Genomic DNA, 2,997 nt, shown 5'->3' with positions numbered 1-2,997 from the left:
GCCCGGCACTGGCACTGCTGTCCGCGGAGGCGGCCGGCGCCGCGGCCGAGACCGGGCTGCCCGGCGCGGTCGCGGTCGAACTCGTCCACGACTTCTCCCTGCTGCACGACGACCTCATGGACGGCGACACCGAGCGCCGCCACCGGCCCACCGCCTGGACCGTCTTCGGCGCGGACGGCGCGATCCTCGCCGGTGACGCCCTGCTGGGGCTGGCGACCCAGGTACTGCTGGAGGTCGAGGGGGAGCCGGGCCGCCGCGCTGCGATCATGCTCGGCGCGGGTGTCCAGGACCTTGTCCGCGGCCAGGCCGAGGACCTGTACTTCGAGACCCGCAACGACGTCACCGTCGCCGACACCCTGACGATGGAGGACGGCAAGACCGGCGCGCTGCTGTCCTGCTCGGCCGCGATCGGCGCGGTGCTCGCGGGCGGGCGGGCGGAGCTCGTCGACGGCCTCGCCGAGTTCGGCTCCCGGCTGGGGACGGCCTTCCAGCTCGTGGACGACCTGCTCGGCATCTGGGGCGACCCGGCGGTGACCGGCAAGCCCGTGCTGTCGGACCTGCGCTCGCGCAAGAAGTCCGTCCCGGTCGTGGTGGCGCTGGAGGCCGGTGGCACCGACGCCGACGAGCTGCGTGCCTTCCTGGAGTCCTCGGGGGAGGCGTCCGAAAGCGAGCTGCACCACATCGCGGGGCTGGTGGAACGCGCCGGCGGGCGGGAGTGGACCACGGCCGAGGCCGACCGCCAGCTCGACGCGTGCGCCAAACTGCTCGCGTCGCTGTCCCTGCCGCCGCTGGTGGAGACGGAACTGTTTGCCCTGGCCCGCTTCGTCACCGAGCGGGACCGGTGACGAAGCCGTGACACCGCTGTTCGTACCGCACCTGGATCCACATGTGGACGGGAGCTGCCGATGAGTTCGACCACCGACTACGAAGTCTCCCGCGAAACCTTTTCCGACACGGTGGCGGCAGCCGCCGTCCGGGCCCGTGACCACCTGCTGGGGCTGCAGTCCGACCAGGGCTGGTGGAAGGGCGAGCTTGAGACCAACGTCACCATGGATGCCGAGGACCTCATGCTCCGGCGGTTCCTCGGCATCCTCACCCCGCAGGAGGCCGAGGAGACCGCCCGCTGGATCCGCTCGCAGCAGAGCGCGAGCGGCACCTGGGCGACCTTCTACGGTGGCCCGCCCGACCTGAACACCACCTTCGAGGCGTACGTGGCGCTGCGCCTGGCCGGCGACAGCCCGGACGCGCCGCACATGCAGGCCGCGGCCGAGTTCGTCCGGGCGAACGGCGGCATCGCCCGCACCCGGGTCTTCACCCGGATCTGGATGGCGCTGTTCGGCGAATGGTCCTGGGACGACCTGCCGGTGATGCCGCCCGAGCTGGTGCTGCTGCCGTCGTGGTTCCCGCTCAACCCGTACGACTTCGCCTGCTGGGCCCGGCAGTCGGTCGTGCCGCTGACGATCGTCGGGACGTTGCGGCCGAAACGCTCCCTCGGCTTCAGGATCGACGAGCTCAGGGTCGGCCTTCCCCCGAAGCCGCTGGCGCCGCTGCGGTCCTGGCCGGGTGCGTTCGAGCGCCTGGACCGGCTGCTGCACCGCTACGAGCGCCGCCCGCTGAAGCTGATCCGCCGGCATGCGATGCGCCGGGCCGCCGAATGGATAGTCGCCCGCCAGGAGGCCGACGGCTGCTGGGGCGGTATCCAGCCGCCCTGGGTGTATTCGATCATGGCGTTGACCCTGCTGGGCTACCCCATGAATCATCCGGTGATCGTGGCCGGCCTGCGGGGGCTGGAGCGCTTCACCATCCGCGAGCGGACGCCTGCCGGGATGGTCCGCCGGCTGGAGGCCTGCCAGTCCCCGGTGTGGGACACCGCGCTCGCCGTCGTCGCCCTGCGTGACGCCGGTCTGGCCGCCGACCACCCGGCCATGGTGCGCGCCGCCCGGTGGCTCGCGGACGAGGAGGTCACCGTGGCCGGTGACTGGGCGGTGAAACGCCCGGCGCTGGCGCCCGGCGGGTGGGCCTTCGAGTTCGACAACGACCTGTACCCGGACGTCGACGACACCGCCGAGGTGGTGCTCGCCATCCAGCGCATCCTCGACCCGGGGCATGGGCGGGACGCGGCCGGCCCGCCGCACGCTCCGAGCGGGTTCGAGGCGGCCGAGCCCGAGCTCGCGGACCGGCTGCGGGCCGCGGGGCGCCGCGGGGTCGACTGGACCATCGGGATGCGCTCCGCGGGCGGGGCGTGGGGGGCCTTCGACGCGGACAACACCCGGACGCTCCCCACGAAGCTGCCCTTCTGCGACTTCGGTGAGGTGATCGACCCGCCGTCCGCCGACGTCACCGCGCATATCGTGGAGATGCTCGCCGAGGTCGGCCAGGCCGACAGCCCGGTCACCGAACGTGCGGTCCAGTGGCTGCTGGACAACCAGGAGCCGGGCGGGTCGTGGTTCGGCCGTTGGGGGGTCAACCACATCTACGGCACCGGCGCGGTCGTCCCGGCCCTGATCGTCGCCGGCGTCCCGGCCGACCATCCGTCGGTCGTCCGGGCGGTCCGCTGGCTGGTCGAGCACCAGAGACCCGACGGCGCGTGGGGCGAGGACCTGCGCTCCTACACCGACGACGCGTGGATCGGCCAGGGCGAGGCGACCGCGTCGCAGACGGCGTGGGCGCTGCTGGCGCTGCTCGCCGCCGACCCGGCGTCCCCGGCCGTCGAGCGCGGGGTGCGCTGGCTGGTCGACACGCAGCGTCCGGACGGGACCTGGGACGAGCCGTACTACACCGGCACCGGCTTCCCCGGTGACTTTTCGATCAACTACCATCTGTATCGGCTGGTCTTCCCACTGACCGCGCTCGGCCGGTACCTGAGTGGCAGGTCCGCGTCATGACCTTCTCGGCACCGGAGACATCCAGGACGCCGGTTCCCGCCGAAGCCCCCACGGCGCCGACGCGGGCATCCGCGGGACCGGCCACACCGGTACCGGCACCCACGGCGCCGGC

The 2,997-nt window shown here is 72.9% G+C and carries 2 protein-coding genes; both read left to right on the top strand.

Annotation, left to right across the window (positions count from 1 at the left end):
- Positions 1-845: polyprenyl synthetase family protein (locus AC5LUJ_RS18865; RefSeq protein WP_493465392.1), on the top strand; the 845-nt coding region annotated here is incomplete at its 5' end.
- Between the two features lie 60 nt (positions 846-905).
- Positions 906-2,885, top strand: a complete 1,980-nt coding sequence (locus tag AC5LUJ_RS18860; RefSeq protein ID WP_250286109.1) for a terpene cyclase/mutase family protein — start codon at positions 906-908, stop codon at positions 2,883-2,885.
- The last annotated feature ends 112 nt before the right edge of the window (positions 2,886-2,997 follow it).

It is taken from the genome of Protofrankia sp. CiP1_Cm_nod3, from assembly GCF_982290655.1.
The sequence above is the reverse complement of the archived record's forward strand: the minus strand, read 5'-3'. Positions and strand labels throughout refer to the sequence as shown.